General features: G+C 67.8%; 14 protein-coding genes. 4 read left to right on the forward strand and 10 right to left on the reverse strand.

Going from position 1 to position 15,055, the window contains the following annotated elements; translation table 11 throughout:
- From ACZ63E_RS28105 to ACZ63E_RS28130, 6 genes are all read right to left on the reverse strand, one after another.
- A partial coding sequence (locus ACZ63E_RS28105; protein ID WP_465339106.1) for a catalase occupies positions 1-488 on the reverse strand: 488 nt, incomplete at its 3' end.
- 116 nt (positions 489-604) lie between these two features.
- Positions 605-2,017 (reverse strand): UDP-glucose dehydrogenase family protein, encoded by a 1,413-nt coding sequence (locus ACZ63E_RS28110; RefSeq protein WP_465339107.1) that lies wholly within the window; start codon positions 2,015-2,017, stop codon positions 605-607.
- Between the two features lie 9 nt (positions 2,018-2,026).
- Positions 2,027-2,899 (reverse strand): glycosyltransferase family 2 protein, encoded by an 873-nt coding sequence (locus ACZ63E_RS28115; protein WP_465339108.1) that lies wholly within the window; start codon positions 2,897-2,899, stop codon positions 2,027-2,029.
- Positions 2,896-3,921, reverse strand: coding sequence for a glycosyltransferase (locus ACZ63E_RS28120; protein WP_465339110.1), 1,026 nt, complete (start codon positions 3,919-3,921; stop codon positions 2,896-2,898). Before ACZ63E_RS28120 ends, ACZ63E_RS28115 begins: the two co-directional genes overlap by 4 nt.
- Complete coding sequence (locus ACZ63E_RS28125; RefSeq protein ID WP_465339458.1) at positions 3,918-4,988, reverse strand: glycosyltransferase; 1,071 nt, start codon at positions 4,986-4,988, stop codon at positions 3,918-3,920. The genes ACZ63E_RS28120 and ACZ63E_RS28125 overlap by 4 nt, the downstream gene beginning before the upstream one ends.
- 17 nt (positions 4,989-5,005) lie before the next feature.
- On the reverse strand, positions 5,006-5,923 hold the full coding sequence (locus ACZ63E_RS28130) for a WcbI family polysaccharide biosynthesis putative acetyltransferase (RefSeq protein ID WP_465339111.1): 918 nt from the start codon (positions 5,921-5,923) through the stop codon (positions 5,006-5,008).
- A gap of 108 nt (positions 5,924-6,031) precedes the next feature.
- Between ACZ63E_RS28130 and ACZ63E_RS28135 the strand changes: the two genes are divergently transcribed.
- The 3 genes from ACZ63E_RS28135 (at position 6,032) to ACZ63E_RS28145 (ending at position 9,353) form a co-directional block, all read left to right on the forward strand.
- Positions 6,032-7,078, forward strand: a complete 1,047-nt coding sequence (locus tag ACZ63E_RS28135) for a glycosyltransferase family protein (RefSeq protein WP_465339112.1) — start codon at positions 6,032-6,034, stop codon at positions 7,076-7,078.
- An 86-nt stretch (positions 7,079-7,164) separates the two neighbouring features.
- Entirely contained in the window at positions 7,165-8,076 is a 912-nt protein-coding gene (locus ACZ63E_RS28140) for a glycosyltransferase family protein (protein WP_465339113.1), read from the forward strand.
- Complete coding sequence (locus ACZ63E_RS28145) at positions 8,058-9,353, forward strand: glycosyltransferase family 2 protein (protein ID WP_465339114.1); 1,296 nt, start codon at positions 8,058-8,060, stop codon at positions 9,351-9,353. Before ACZ63E_RS28140 ends, ACZ63E_RS28145 begins: the two co-directional genes overlap by 19 nt.
- Before the next feature lie 6 nt (positions 9,354-9,359).
- Here the strand turns inward: ACZ63E_RS28145 and ACZ63E_RS28150 are convergent, their stop codons facing one another.
- The 4 genes from ACZ63E_RS28150 to ACZ63E_RS28165 all read right to left on the reverse strand — a co-directional run bounded on the left by ACZ63E_RS28150 (position 9,360) and on the right by ACZ63E_RS28165 (position 13,805).
- Entirely contained in the window at positions 9,360-10,130 is a 771-nt protein-coding gene (locus ACZ63E_RS28150; RefSeq protein WP_465339115.1) for an FkbM family methyltransferase, read from the reverse strand.
- Between the two features lie 397 nt (positions 10,131-10,527).
- A complete protein-coding gene (locus ACZ63E_RS28155; protein WP_465339117.1) occupies positions 10,528-11,493 on the reverse strand; it encodes a TIGR03557 family F420-dependent LLM class oxidoreductase in 966 nt (321 codons plus the stop codon).
- 492 nt (positions 11,494-11,985) lie between these two features.
- Complete coding sequence (locus tag ACZ63E_RS28160) at positions 11,986-13,062, reverse strand: spore photoproduct lyase family protein (protein WP_465339119.1); 1,077 nt, start codon at positions 13,060-13,062, stop codon at positions 11,986-11,988.
- Complete coding sequence (locus ACZ63E_RS28165; RefSeq protein WP_465339120.1) at positions 13,059-13,805, reverse strand: pyrimidine reductase family protein; 747 nt, start codon at positions 13,803-13,805, stop codon at positions 13,059-13,061. Before ACZ63E_RS28165 ends, ACZ63E_RS28160 begins: the two co-directional genes overlap by 4 nt.
- Positions 13,806-14,358: 553 nt before the next feature.
- Here ACZ63E_RS28165 and ACZ63E_RS28170 point away from each other — a divergent pair.
- Positions 14,359-15,024 carry an HAD family hydrolase gene (locus ACZ63E_RS28170; RefSeq protein WP_465339121.1) on the forward strand — a complete coding sequence of 222 codons (666 nt, stop codon included), beginning with the start codon at positions 14,359-14,361 and terminating at the stop codon, positions 15,022-15,024.
- Positions 15,025-15,055: the final 31 nt, after the last annotated feature.

Consider the following 15,055-nt stretch of genomic DNA (forward strand, 5'->3'; position numbering starts at 1 on the left):
TGCATGTCGTGGTCGCGCAGGTTGTTGTCGGCGCGGCGCTTCTGCGACCGGATGAAGTGCTGGAACTTCAGCGGATCGCGGATGAAGAAGACCGGGGTGTTGTTCCCGACCATGTCGTAGTTGCCCTCGGTCGTGTAGAACTTCACCGCGAAACCGCGCGGGTCGCGCCAGGTGTCGGGGCTGCCCCGCTCGCCGGCGACGGTGGAGAACCGGACCAGCAGGTCGGTCCGCACGCCCGGCTGGAAGACGGCGGCCTTGGTGTACGCGCTGACGTCGCCGGTCACCTCGAACCGCCCGAACGCGCCGCTGCCCTTCGCGTGCGGCTGGCGCTCGGGGACGCGTTCGCGGTTGAACTGCGCCATCTGCTCGATGAGGTAGTTGTCCTGCAGCAGGATCGGGCCGTCGGGGCCGATCGTGAGGGAGTGCTCGTCGCTTTCGACGGGGATGCCGGCGTCGGTGGTGGTCGGTTCGGGTCGGATCTGCGTCACAACGCTCCTTTTTGACACCCTGCGAGGCATGTAGTTTGATCGGCTTTCTCGGTCTTGCCCGCTTACCCGATGCCGGCCTGGTCAAACGCTCGGCTGGGCGACAGACCGCTCGGCGGTCATGGAAGCGTGCCCGCTGAGCGGATGAGAGCGCGTCCGGCCGGGGGCGGCGTCGGAACGGCAGTGTGCGCGTCATCCGCTGAGCCTGCGGTCCAGGCAAGCCGGCCCAGACCGGTCCAGCTGAACCCCGCCCTGGCCAGTACGGCCGGATCGAGCAGGTTGCGGGTATCGATGATGGTCCGCGTGCGCACGGACTTAGCCAGGCGGACCCAGTCCAGGTGTCGAAATTCTGGCCATTCGGTGAGAACGACGACGGCGTCGGCTCCACTCGCCGCCTGGAGTGCGTCACTCACCACGGTGAATGGGAAGTGCGCTGTCCGCTCGTCAGCCGGGGACACCGCCGGGTCGAACGCGACGAGGTCGGCCCCTGCTTGCCGCAGCAGCGCCGCAACCGCCAAGGCCGGCGAGTCCCGCAGGTCGTCGGTGCCGGCTTTGAAAGTCAGGCCCAGCAAGGCGAGCCGCACCTTGCTGAGCGAGCCGGCCTGGCTGCCTGTCACGGCTATGCGGATCTTGTCGACCATCCGTTTGTGCTGGCGGGTGTTGGTGTCGATGGCCGCCCGGACAAGCCGAAACTCGAAGTCGGCAGAGTCGGCCAGCTGCAGCAGCGCCGAGGTGTCCTTCGGCAAGCAGGAACCGCCCCAGCCCGGGCCGGGTGCCAGGAAGTCCCCGCCGATCCGGGGATCGTGCCCCATTCCTTCGGTGACGTCACGGATGTCCGCTCCCACACGGTCGCACAGCTCGGCGACCGCGTTGACGTAGGACAGTTTCATCGCCAGAAAGCAGTTGGCGGCGTACTTGACGAGCTCAGCCGACGCACTGTCGGTCAGCACACTGGGCGTGTCCAGTGATGCGTAGAGTTCCGCAACCCGCTCGGCAGCGTCCGGCTGGTTCGCGCCGACCACGATGCGGTCCGGGTGCAGGAAGTCGTGCACTGCCGTGCCTTCGCGCAAGAACTCCGGGTTCGACACCACCGCGACGTCCGGCCGGTCCAGCAGCAGCGTCAGCCGCGACGCGGTGCCGACGGGCACCGTGGACTTCGTGACCAGGACACATCCTGATGGTAAGAGGGGACGGAGCTCGGCGACGACCGCCTCGAGGATGCTGAGATCGGCCAGGCCGCCGGCTCCCATCGGCGTCGGCACGCAGAGAAAAACCAGCTCCACCTGGGGGCGGGATCGTGCGAACGCGGTGGCGGTGTCGGTGACCCAGGTGAGCCGGCCCGCGGCGGTGCCGTCAGCGACCAAGTCGGCCAGCCCGGGTTCCAGGATGTCGACCTGGCCGGCGCGCAACCGGCGGACCTTGACCCGATCCGAGTCGGCGCACACCACGGTGTGGCCCAGCGAGGCCAGGCAGGCCCCGGTGGTCAGTCCGACGTATCCGGTTCCGATGACGGCGACGTGACGAGCAAACATACTGTGTCCTCACAAGACTTGGCGGGTGACGAGCCGGTCGCCGAACCCGGGGAGCAGGCGGAGGGTGTTGTGAGCGCGGTCGAACCGGACCGCGCCTGCCTGGTCGAGCTCGACCAGCCAGTCGGCCATCGGCCAGAACCCGTGTCGGCGGTGGAACAGGCGGGCGTTGGCCACCAGCTCGCGGACGTGGCGCGGCTCGTGACGGCTGGGCGGGTGGTACTGGTGGTAGGCGGTTGCGCCGCCAACCCAGGCGAGCCGAGCGCCACGTTCGGCTGCTCGGAGCGCGAAGTCGGTGTCTTCGGCGCCGTAGCCGACGAAGTGCTCGCAGAACCCGCCGAAGCGGTTCCAGTCGTCGCGTGAGAGCGCGAAGGACAATGACCAGAACAGCTCGAACCGCTCATCGTCGAAGACGATCTCGCCTGCGCCGGGCGCCGGCCGGCCTTCGTGCGGTCGCGCGAGTCTCGGGAGTTCGTGCGGCTCGGGATATCCGCCGCTTGGGGGTGGTGGAAGGTACGCCACCGGCCCGCACAGAAGTGTCGCCGGTGGGACCCGGGGCGCAGCGGCGAGGTAATGGGTCAACGCACCGGGGCCGGGAATGCAGTCGACGTCGAGGAAGATCAACAGCTCGGCTCCTAGATCGATCGCTGCGCGCGCGCCCGCGTTGCGAGCGGCGGCCAAGGGCAGCCCGCCCTGGCCCGAAGGCACCGCGACCGGCGCCAAAGCCGGCGCCGACGGGCAGGGCCGCAACCAAGGATGCTCGCCCATGCCGACGATGACGTGCAGGTCCGCATCGGTGGCGGCCAGCGCCTCGCGCTGCCGTAGCAGGTGCGCGTCCCGTCCGGCCGCGATGGTGATGACGGCGCTGCGCGGCGAGCCGGTCACCGCGGCCCTGCCAGGTCGCGGAGCGCGGCGGCGGCACGCGACGCCCCGTCCCCTGACGACCAGGTCGTCCAGTCCCCACCCCGGGCTCGGGCCTCCGCCAGCACATCGGACCACCGCGCGGGCGCGGGCCAGCCCGGGAGGACCACGCCCAGCTCCGACCGGATCAATGCCTCGGCGGTGGCTTCCTGCTCTCCGAACGGCCGGGGCTGGGGGATGACGATGGCGGGCCGGTGGGCGGCCGCGACCTCGGCGAGGGCGTTCTGGCCGGCGTGGGTGATCACCACCTCCGCCTCGGCCAGCAACGGCCACGGATCGGTTACCCAGCCGTGGTGGTGCAGGTTGGCTGGGGGGTTCTCCGATGACTCGCCGGGGCGAAGCGGGCCCGCGATGTCCCACTGCCACGCCGGGGTGGCCGCTGCGGCCGCGTGAAGTTGTGTGGAGGACACCGCCAGTCCGCCGGCCCCCCACAGCACCAGTACGCGCCGGGACGCGCTGGCCGGGGCCGGGGTGCGCCCGTCGAAACGGGAAAAAGCGCCCGTGTGGATGGTCTTGTCCAGCCATCGGCCCGGCCAGTCCGGCGCAGGCCGCCGCGGCCAAGGTGCAATGATCGCCTCGGCCAGGTCGTAAGCCATCCGGTGGGACCGGTCTGTGCGTCGTCCCGGCTGAGCGACGACGACCACGGGTACCCCGTGCAGGCGGGCCAGCAGCGCGATCTCGACCGAGACGTCGGCCACCAGCAGTCGGATCGCGTACCGCCGCAGTTCGGCGCTGATCAACGCCATCCGGTCGCGCAGACCGGCGTGGTGACGGGGGACCCAGTGCAAAGTGGCGCCTGCGGTGACGTCGTCACGGTCGGTGTCTACGCCGTCGGCATCGCCGGGCAATGTGGTCCATCGGCCCGGCCAGCCGGGCGGCTCGAGCAGGCTGGAGAACCCCAGCAGCTCGTCGTCGAGGTGGGCGGCGATGGCGGTGGCGCGCCGGAGGTGCCCAGAGCCGTGGTGATGGATGTAGTAGGCGATCATGGCCGCAGCTCCTGGTAGATCCGTACGTAGCCGTCGACCATCCGGTCCACCGAGCACGTGGCTTCCGCTCGTCGTCGCGCTGCGACGCGGTCTAGCGCAGCAGCAGAGGTGATTGCCGCAGCGAGGCCGGAGACGTCATCGGGATCGGCCAAGACGCCGGTGTGTGCGTCGAGGATCTCTGGCAGCGCACCCCGCGCGAACCCCGCGACCGGTGTGCCGCACGCCAGCGCTTCGGCGACGACCAGCCCGTAGGGTTCCTCCCACCGCGGGGAGACCACGGCGACGCTCGCCGAGCCGACCAGCCGCACGAGATCGATATGGGTCAGATGTCCCAGGTACTCCACGTCCCCGCCCAGCAGCGGTTCGACCCGATCCCGAAAGTACTCCGCGTCGGGGCGTGGCCCGGCCAGCCGGAGCCCGGTTCCCGCCGCACGCGCGGCTTCGATGGCGAGTTCCGGTCCTTTCTCCGGAACCAGACGGCCGAACCAGACAGGGGACGCACCGCCAGCACCGGGAGTCCACCGCTCCAGGTCGACGCCGTTATGGATCACCGAAATCGCGGACACGAGGCCCGACCACTGCCGCGCGGTGTGGGTGCTGACGGCCGCGAACCGGTTCACTCCGGCCGAGCGCAGGCGGATAGCTGACTCCAACCACGGAGTCGGCGGAGTATGCAAGGTAGTCAACATCGGCGTGGGCAGCGTCGCCGCCATGGCAATCGGCAGGTAGTGCAGGGAGTTGTTGTGCACCACGTCGCACTCGGCGGTCACTCCGAGGTCGAGCATCAACCCCAGATAGGCGTGGTGCTCGGCGATGAAGTAGTCGGCGGGCATGCTGACGTCGAGCCGTGCGTGGGCTGACAGGGTCGGCAGAACCGGCATCGAACGGACTTCGAGTGCGGGATCGGACCCCGTCCCGCCGAAGACGGTCACCCGGTGGCCTCGCTTCCGCAGCCCCGTCGCCAGCTGCCACGTGTGCGCCTCCAGGCCACCCGCGAACGGTTCCCGGATGGGATAGCGCGCCGAAGCGACCAGCCCGATGGAAAGCGATTCTCCGGCGTGTGCCAGGTGAGCCTGCTCCGGACTTACAGACCAAGCAGGGACAGCTGGTCCCGATGCCGGTTCACTCCGGCCTCGATCCACTGCGGGTGTTGCGTGTACCACCGCCTGTGCTCCTTCTGCAGGGTCTGTTCGCTCACCACCTCACCGGTGACCACCCACCGGGGCCGGGCCTCGGTATCCAGCCCCCACGTGGTGATGACCTCGGCGATCAGTGGAGCGTGGATGTCGTTCAGCAGTGGGCGTCCTGGGTCCGCCGCGTCCTGTGGAAGACCGAGCGCCTCCTGAATCCGGTGGACTAAGCCGAGCACCACCGGGTTCCCGGGGTGGTTCGGCGTGCGCACGGCATGCGCACCCGACGGCACTAGCAGGTCGGAAACGGCCACGTCGGTCTGCGTTCGCTCCCTTCTCCGCAGTTCCGCGATCGACAGTTCCGCCACCGCCCGCACCGCTTGCGGGTCCGGGGCGCCGGCCGCTCGAGTGGTGCGACCTGCCAGCTCGGCCAACAGCCGCAGGTCGTGATAGGGCACGACAGGTGGTACCGCCGACGGGTCATCGGGGTGTCGCACGATGACGGTGTAGGGGTGCAGCCCGCCGTAGCGGATGATCGGAAAACGCACCACGCGCGCGGAGGGCCGAAGACGCATGCGGAGCTGGTCGGTGCCGATGGGCAGACCGCGGTATCCCGCCTGAACGGGCTGAGTCAGTAATATTTCCGTTCGCTCGAGAAGACGGTGAAGGGGAGCCAAGTCGCGGATCGTGAGCTCGTGTACCGGAGGTACCCGAACCAGCGCGGCGGGAAACGAGGGGGAAGTGGCGAGAACGATGCGAACTGACTCGGCCTGGCAGTTCCCCAGCACCAACGCGATCGGCTCGCTGTCCGGTACTCCTTCGTAGAACCCTCGAAAATGGTTGAAGCGGCCACGATCCATGGTGACCATCATGGAGGGCACTGGGCAACTGACCTAGCTTTTGACGAGGATCGGGTGAATCGCGACTGCGTGATGTTTAGCCGCCGGAAAAGTGGATAACCGGGTACAGTGAACAGGCCGTTGAAGGTTGCCGCGATTCCAGCAGGCCATTCTTATGTTCGTAATGTCTCCGACGGGCGGGAGAATCCGGATTTTCAGGTGCTGGCTGATCCACCGGTGCCCGGAGCGCCGCGCGGCCAATGGTGGCCCCACCCCTCGCTGGAGCCCTCGTGGCTGCGCGCACACCACGCTCGGTTCGACCTGCTGCACGTGCACTTCGGCTACGAGCACCGGTCCGCAGCACAGCTCCGGTCGATGGTCCAGGCCCTTCGGGAGCTGGGGAGGCCTTTGGTGCTCACCGTCCACGACCTGCGCAACCCGCATCAGACCGACCCCGCCCCGCACCGCGCCGCACTGGACGGGCTGGTGCCCGCGGCCGAGGCGGTGCTGACTCTCACCGCGGGAGCGGCCGCAGTGATCGCACGCGAGTGGGGCCGCACCGCGGAGGTGATTGCGCATCCGCACGTCGTGGATCCGGTCCGCGCCAGCCGGGCGACCCCCTTGCGCACGGGCGAGTCGTTCTCCGTCGGTGTCCACGCGAAGAGCATGCGCGCCAACTGCGACGCCGTGGTCATCGCCGAGCAGCTCGCTCGCACGGTGGCGACGCTGCCAGGGGCTCGGCTGATAGTGCACGCCCACGATGATGAGGGCGGGCTGAAGGCCGCCGCGGCGCTTCGGCGCCGCGGGGTGCCGGTCACCGTGCGGCCGCGGTTTTCCGACGACGAGTTGTTCGACTACCTCGAAAGCCTCGACGTCTCCGTCCTCCCGCACAAGTTCGGCACTCATTCGGGATGGTTGGAGGCCTGCCATGACCTCGGCACCACTGTGCTGGCACCGGACTGCGGATTCTTCGACGAGCAGGCGCCGTGTCTGCTGTATCACCGCAGCGAGACCGAGGTGGACCGGCCTAGCCTCGATCGCGCGGTGCGGGAGGCCTACCACCGCAGGCCACTATGGCGCGCCGATCCTCGCCGGCGTGAAGCTGGACGGAACGAGATCATCGCCGCTCACTCCGCGGTCTACCGCAAGGTGACCCGCATCGACGCTCCGACGAGCGGCGCCCGGTGAAGGTACGCACCTATGCGCCCGGGCCGAGCGGTCACGGAGTCGTCCGCCACGCCCGGTCGGTGGCACTGCTGTGTGCAGCCCACGGAGTGACGCCGGTCGAGCACGAGCCGCACCTGACGCACGCCCACTTCACCGACGCGTTGTTTGGCCGCACCATCGACGAGGCCGCCCGCGCATACTGCGATTGGGCGGCTCGTGCGCAACGTCCGCTCGTGGTGACCGTCCACGACGTTCCCGACCCCGCGGGTTGTGACCGGCGGTCCCTCGCGCGGTGCGCCGGCTATGCCGCAGTCCTCGGAGCCAGCGATGCGGTGATCGTCTCCGCCGAACACGAAGCCGCCAAGGTCAGCAGCCTCACCGACAAGCCGGCGCACCTCATCGACCTGCCGCTACCTCCCGAGCCCTCGGATACCACCAGCCGCGTACCGAACGAGGTGGGTACGTCGCTGGTCGTCCTCGGCTACCTCTACCCCGGCAAAGGTCACCGCGAGGCGATCGACCTGGCCGCCGTCGTGGGTTGTCGCCGATCCGAAGACGCTCCCCGTGTGATCGCCGCGGGCGGCCCGAGCGACGGGCACAGTGACCTGGCCGATGAGCTTCAAGCTCACGCCGAGGCCCGGCAGGTTCCGTTCGTCGTGACGGGGCATCTGTCGGAGTCGAGGTTCGCGTCTGTCGCGCGCGCGGCCGGAGTGCCGCTTGTACTCAACCGCGACGTCAGCGCCAGCGGCTCGCTGTTGTCCTGGTTGTCGTGTCGGCGGCGGCCTGTCACCTGGGCAGGTCCCTACAGCCGGGAGATCGAGCACCGCTATCCGGGAAACCTCGCACTGGCAGGGACTTCGGACGAACTGGCGGAGAGAACCGCCCGCGCTCTCGGCGACGCGCGAGAAACGCGGTTGACCTGCTATCCGAGCTGGTGTGACGTCGGCGCCGAACACCTCGCGCTCTACCGGCGCACGCTCTCTACGAACGGAGCGGCTTCGTGCTCACCGACGTCTTGATCCCGCATAACCGCTGGGACCTCTTAAGCGGCTACCCGCGGCAGGCGCCGACGGTGACGGTGATCGTGACCCACTACGAGCAGCACCACCTGCTCGGCCGCATGGCGTCCGCGTTACGACGCCAGAGCTTGCGGCCACGGCAGGTCGTGCTGGCTGACGACGGGTCCGCGCGCATCCCGGACTTCGCTGTGCCCGGCGTCGAAACCATGGTCGTCAGCCAGCCGGACGAAGGTTTTCGCGCCGGCGCGGCCCGAAATCTGGCCGTCGAGCAGAGTACCGGTGAGGTGCTGGTCTTCCTCGACGCGGACACCGTACCGGAGACGGGTTACATCGAGGAAATCGTGCGGCACGCCGCGTTGAGTCCGGATGTTCTGGCGGTAGGCCGCCGCCGACACGCCTCGTTCGCTGAGCTGGCCGATGACGAGAGCCCTGACGCCGCTGTTGCGCTGCCGGAGCCGGACTGGTTGACAGATGCCTACGCTGCGTCGGAAAACCTGTTGCACGCTGACGGCCGCAGCTTCCGCTTCGTGATCGGTGCCGTGCTGGCCTGCCGGCGCACCCTATTCCACGATGTGGGCGGATTCGACGAGCGATTCGTTGGCTATGGCGGGGAGGACTGGGACTTCGCCTACCGGGCCTGGAACGCGGGCGCGGTGCTTGTGCACGAGCGAGACGCGGTCGCATGGCACGACGGCCCGGACTGGGCCGGCCGAAGCGAGGACGCCGAGGTCATGGAGCATCAGAGCGCCCGCCTGGCCGCGTTGATCCCCGAACCTTCCACTCGCGGTGCGCCGCTTCCCGGTCTGATCCCCGACGTTCTTGTGGACGTCGATCCCGGTGGCTCGTTCGACTACGGCGTACGAACTGTACATTCCTTGCTACGGCAGACGCACCGTGATCTCGCGATACGCTTTCCGGCCACGGACGAGCGCCTGCTGCAGACCTACGCCTGCGCGGTGCGTACCGCGCCGTGGACCGACGATCAGCTCCGCCGGGCCCGAGTCCGTTTCGAAGTCCACCGACCCCTGCCCGCGCAAGCGGTGGAACGCGCAGTCGCGCTGATCGCGGAGTCCGATGCCGGCCGGGTCGACCTGGTTCACGAGGGCGAACTGTGGGCGGTGGCGAGATCGACGCGAGTCGCTGGCCGGGCCCGCCGGTGGTCCGCACGCTTCGAGTGCGGTGAGATCATCGAGCGCGCCTTCGGTCGGCAGTGGCTTGCTGTCGACGACGTCGATCGGGCCCGGACGTTGGCGGGGTTCTTCGCCCGCTGGCGGTGATGGCGGTCAGGTTCGCCGCGCGGTGACGATGTAGTGCCGGAGGCTGGCGGGCATCATCGCCGGCGTCCGCACCGCGCACTCGAAATCGTGTCGCGTAAGTAGATCTTCGATCTTCTCCAGCCGGCCCGTGACGTCGTGCACCTCGATGACGAGGGCGTCGATACGCAGCCAGTCGTGGTCGTCGATACCCTGCAGTACCTCTAGTTCCGCCCCCTCGACATCCACTTTGACCAGATCGATCCGGCCGGCCGGCGGCAGCAGGCCGGAGAGGGGGACGACGTCGACCTCGACAAGGCCGGTGCTCAGCATCTCGTCGGCCGATCCCGAGTCCGGCTGGGTTTTCCGCATAGCCGCCACCCAGTCCGCGGGTTTCTCCTCGGGCCGAGACGTCGAGTTGGCTGGCAGGTGCCGGTAGACCGTTAGTGTCGTCCGCCCGCGGCGGTCGCCGAGTGCTGCTTCGACAACGCGCACCGAGCCGTGGACCAGGCGCGCGACGTTGACACGCAGGAGCGCACACGTCGACGGGACCGGCTCCACGGCGATGAGCCGGACGTCGGGACATTCCCGGGTCACGCGCACCGCGAACAGCCCGATGTTGGCACCGGCGTCGACGACCACCGCGTCCGGTCTCAAAGCGGGAAGATCTCGCAGATAGTCGTCGTGGGTGAAGATTTCGTGGTAGAGGTAGTGCGCCTCGCCAGCGGCCCAGTGGCCCGGACGAGTGGCCACCTCCAGGTCGTCCGCTACCCGGACTCGTTCAAACGCGTCCTGCTGCATCGTAGGCCTCCGGACCGGTCTTGGTGGACTGACTGAGAGGAACAGGGTTGCGGCGGTACGGCCGGCCCGGTTGCCGGGAGCACCGCCGCTCACCCAGCGGAGTACGGCTGGGCGCGCAGCAATCGGGCGAGGTGGACGGCGTTACGGGCGGCCGTTGCGTTGGTCCATGCGACCGCATCCAGGGGTTCGTAGAGATCGTTGTAGTCAGAGGTGTGCATCGCCTGGCCATTCCAGTACGTGCACCCTTGAGCCGGGATAGAGAAACCGGTGTCGTTGAGGCCTGGAACAGGTCGGCGACGATCTTGTGGGCGCCGGCTTCATTGCCTACGACGGCGCCGATGGCGATCTTGCCGAACATGGCCGGGCTTCCGGCATTGTCGGTCATGGTTACTTGCACTCAGCGGAAAGTGGGGATGACATGCTCCTGCCAGCCGCGGAAGAAGGCATCAAAATCTGGGCCGATCTGCTGCACGTAGATTTCGTCGGCGCCGGCGTCGACGTAGTCGCGAACACGATCGATGTGGTCGCGCGGGTCGTTCCCGCACACGATCGCCTTGGCTATCTCATTACGGCTGATCGGGGCGGTAGCTGCTTCGAAGTCTTGGGGGCGCGGCAAGATCTGGGCCAGCTGGCCGCCGAGGACCTCGTTGGGCCAGAGCCGGTGGGCGTCGGCCAGGGCGCGTTCCCGATCGCTGCCCCATGCGACCTTCATACCGGCCTGGACGGGCTTGCTTCCGCCGCCGGCGTCGCGGAACGTTCGGATCAGCTCTTTGTCCGGCGCCACGGTGCAGAAGCCGTCGCCGATACGCCCAGCGAGCTCGGTCGCTTGCGGGCCGAAGCCGGACAGGTAAATGGGCACCGGCTGCTCGGGAACGGTGTAGATGCGGGCTTCCTGCACCTCGTAGAACTTGCCGCGGTGACTGATTGCTTCGCCTCGTATACCAGCCGCGTGTAAGAGGCGAATCAGCTCGACAGCTTCTTCCAGCATCGCCAGTCGTTTCCCGACCGACGGCCAGGGGGCGCCGAGAATGTGCTCGTTCAGCGCTTCGCCCGAGCCGACGCCAAGAATGAATCGGCCATCGAGCTGGACTGCCGCTGTTGCCGCGGCCTGGGCGACCACGGCGGGGTGGATCCGGATGAGGGGGCAGGTCACGGCCGTGGTCACCGGCAGTGAGACGGCCTCGGACAGCGCACCGATGACCGACCACACAAACGGGCTCTGCCCCTGCTCGTCGTTCCAGGGGTGAAAGTGGTCGGAGATCCACAGGCGCTCGAACCCAGCTCGCTCGGCGGCGATCGCCTGCGCGATGAGTTCCCGAGGGCCGTATTGTTCGCAGGAAAGAAAGTACCCGAGGCTGACCATTGCACTTGGTTACCCAGTACGCGCACGGCCATCCAGGCACAGACTGGGAAAGGTGAAAGATGACCCGGCCGGGTGATCTTTCACGACATGCTCCGCTCTGATCGAGTGTGCGCCATCTCACGCTTGTCGTGCCGGATTCGCGTGTACTGACGCGCTCGATGGAGCAGCGAGGGAGTCGGGTGTGCTGGGCGAGCTGGTTTCCAACGCCCTGCCGCCGGCGGGTTCGGCTCAAGCACCGGCAGAGCTGGCTGCGATCGAGGTCGACGACTCCTGCGTGGACGGAGCGTGCCTCCGTCCACCAGCCGAGGACGGTGGCCGCGGGAAATGAAGTGTCCCTTGGGTCTCCGTGAGCACGCCGAAGGTGAAGGAGACGGTCAGGTTCCCACGACGTCGCCGCCCACCTCCGCAAAGTAGTCGTCGCCGATCGGGATGGCGCGTGGCCGACGGGAGTGGAGGACCAGCCAGCACCTGCGTCCGGGGACGTGACGGCGATCAGAACGAGTACCGAACGCGCAGGTAGGGAGCGTGCACGGCGATGAGGTCAAGAAGTTCGTCGAGCAATGCCCGCTTGTGGCCTGCGCGGTAGCGGACGTTGATACCGCCGCTTTCACTCCGCTTGGCTTCCTGCAGATCGGGGCGCCAGAGCAGCTGCTCGGCTTTCGGATGCCAACCGAGGTTGACCTCGTGGAGCGCGCGGTTGTGGGTGAGCATGATGACCTCGGCCGCGAGCTGGGACTTCGCCCGGTCGCCTACAGCGTCGCCGAGATCGGTTAGCAACCGAGCCCAGTCCGCCAGCCAACCGGGGTACACCACGACCGGGCTGAGGTTGACGTGTACTTCGTATCCCGCGTCGACGAAGTCGTCGATCGCCAGAAGGCGACCGGGTACCGGTGTGGTTCGCAGATCCAGCAGCTTCGCCGCCCGCTCGGGCATCAGCGAAAACCGGATCCTGGTGCGGCCACGGGGAGATAGCGTGAGCAGTTCGCGGTTGACGAATTTGGTTGCGAACGACGCTTTTGCAGTCGGCTGGCTGGCGAACAGTCCGATGAGGTCGGCGACGTTGTCGCTGACGAGGGCGTCGACCGAGCAGTCGGAGTTTTCGCCGATGTCGTACACCCAGGCTTCGGCGTCGCACTGGTTGGCGTTTTGCTTGGGGCCTTGGCGGCCGATGTGGCGGACGAGGTAGCCGCTGATCTGCTCGATGTTGGCAAAAACGGTGATCGGGTTGGAGTAACCCTTGCGCCGGGGCACGTAGCAGTAGGCGCACGCCATGGCGCAGCCATTGGATGTCGAGGGGGCGATGAAGTCGGCGGAGCGGCCGTTAGGCCGCGCGGTCAAGGACTTCTTGGTCCCCAGGACAAGTGCTTCGCTTTTGATGCGCACCCAGCGCCGAACGTTGGTTTCGTCGCCGTGCAGTTCGGGGATTTGCCAGTGGCTATCGACTTCGACTCGCGTAGCTTCTGGGAACCGAGCGAGTACCTCGCGACCACGCGGGAGTTCGGCAGCGGCGGGCTCGAGGTAGATGCGCGAGGGCGCCAGCAACCGCTCCCGCTCGTGGCCGGTGGTCATCGGCTGCGGTGGTAGCGCAGCAGCAGCGACCCATCGGCGTGTATCAGTGAGGCGAGTTCGAGGGGGCGTGGCGCCGCTGGGTGGGCACCGGAAGCGATGCGACCGGCGTCGCCGGCGACCAGGAGAGGTTCCACTGTCAGGCACAATTCATCAACCAGGTCGGCCGCGATGAACGAGGCGAACAGCCCAGGTCCGCCCTCGCAGTTGACGTGCAGCAGACCTCGATCCCGCAGCAGAGAAAGCACAATTTGGGGCTCCACCTCGATGTCTCCGCAGTCGAGGACGATCGCGCCCACCGCTTCCAGCGCGGCCTTGCGCTGCGCGGGAGCGTCCGCGACGGTCAGGACGAAGGTCGGTTCGCTGGCGTCGTCGAACAACGGTGAATCTGGAGAAATCGAGCACCGCTTGCTGATGACCGCCGTCGGCAATCCGGGTGACCGGCCGTGTCGTGCCCGCCGCGCGGAGTCGAGCTCGCCCGGACGGATGGCTGCGTATTCCTCCGCCGTCGCCGTGCCCGCTCCGACGAGGACGACGTCGGCGAGGTCGCGGTTCAGCTCGAAAATGCGGCGGTCGGCCTTGCCAGACAGCTTCTGGGAGTGGCCGTCCACAGTGACCGCGCCGTCCGCGCTGCCGACGAAGTTCACGCGGACCCACGGCTGAGTCAGATCTGAGGGGTAGGCGTAGAGCCCTTCCAGGTCGGTGCCGGTGATATCGTCGGCGGGGTACGGCAGGAGAATGTCCATTTCGAGCAGATACCCCGTGGGGTCGTTGAATACACAGGCCGCCCACCCGTTCACCCGGGTGAACCGGCTACCGACGAACTCCCAGCTGGTAACGCGCTCCTCGCCGGCGTCATCACCGCCGTCGAGGCCGGCCAGTTGCTCGTTGCCACAATACAGAACGCCGCCGAGGTAGTGTCCACGATCACCAGCGAGCCGTGCGCTTCCACCTGGGCCAAAGTGATTCCCGCGGACGGCTGCCAGGCAGGGCCGGTGTGACTACGCGCGATCGCCGACAGCGGTTGGCGTCGTTTGACAGTTGATGGTGCTATCCCGCGTAAACCTGAGACTCCTCGCATGGCGACAATCACTGACCGATGAAGCCGTCGCTTGACGACGGGACCGTGTCGGATGCCTATTCCCCAGCTTGACCTGCTCGGCCTCACGGTCGGTGTCCGCACCCGTCCGTGAGCGAGGAGCCAGGACGCCGGGCGATGTGCCGCCTATGGATGTTTCTGATTTCCCGGATGTGCGGGGACGTATGATTGCGTGTGGCATACGCGGGTAACCAGCGTAAATGACTACGCCCGCTATCGCCGTTCTCGACATCGACGGAACCCTCGTCGATTCCAACTACCACCACGCGCTGGCGTGGTACCGCGCCTGGCGGTCGGTGGGAGAAACCGTGCCGGTGTGGCGGCTGCACCGGTTGATCGGCATGGGCGGGGACCAGATTCCCATCGCCATCGGCGGTGAGGATCTCGAGCGGCGGGTGGGTGAGCAGGTCCGGCAGCGACAGGCGGAGGAGGCCGACCTGCTGCTGGACGAGATAGCGGTGTTGCCCGGCGCTCGGGAGCTGCTGGTGGCGGTCAAAGACCGCGGTCACCCGCTCGTGCTGGCCAGCTCGGCGCAGGAGCGCCACGTGGATGTCTTCTTGGACAAGCTACAGGCCCGCGACCTCGCCGACGCGTGGACGAGCAGCGCCGATGTCGAGGCCTCCAAGCCAGCGCCGGATTTGCTGCACGTGGCGTTGAAAAATGTGGGAGCACCTGCGGACGCGTCGAGCGTGGTGGTCGGGGATTCGGTCTGGGATGTCGAGGCGGCCAAGCGGGCCGGGATGCCGGCAATCGTTGTCCGTTCCGGCGGCTTCGGTGACGACGAGCTGCGCCAGGCCGGCGCTATCGCCCTCTACGACACTCCCGGTGACTTGGCGGAGGCGCTGGCGGACACCCCGCTCGCATGATCCGGTGTCGCTACCGACTGTGTCGTGGCTG

The organism is Amycolatopsis sp. NPDC104819 (assembly GCF_055583145.1).